Annotated in this window: 1 protein-coding gene; it reads right to left on the reverse strand. The window is 44.8% G+C overall.

From position 1 onward, the window contains the following. Nucleotides 1–353 (reverse strand): metallophosphoesterase (locus L324_RS44375; protein ID WP_161780817.1); only part of this gene is annotated, 353 nt, incomplete at both ends.

Raw genomic sequence — 353 nt, forward strand, 5'->3', positions numbered from 1 at the left:
CTTCGGCCAATGAATCTGACCGCCGTGAAAATGTCCTGAAAGAAGATAGTCAAAGTGAAATTCCTGCATATCAAGCACAACGTTCGGATCATGCGTCAATACAAGGTTGTAGCCCTCTTTAAGCCCTTTATATGAACCGGCAATATCGCTTCGCTTCGTGCTGTAATCATCAATCCCGATAATGTTGAGTGTCTCGCCTTCCACTTCAATGGAGACATGCTGGTTCTGTAGGGTGATGCATCCGTTATCTTCCAGTACACGTTTCAGCTTCCGAAAGTGTTCGTCTTTCAATAGGTAGTCATGGTTGCCGAATACAGCGTACATCTCGTATGCCGTCTTCTGCTTGAAAAAAA

The organism is Amycolatopsis orientalis DSM 40040 = KCTC 9412 (genome assembly GCF_000478275.1).
Classification (GTDB): domain Bacteria; phylum Actinomycetota; class Actinomycetes; order Mycobacteriales; family Pseudonocardiaceae; genus Amycolatopsis; species Amycolatopsis orientalis.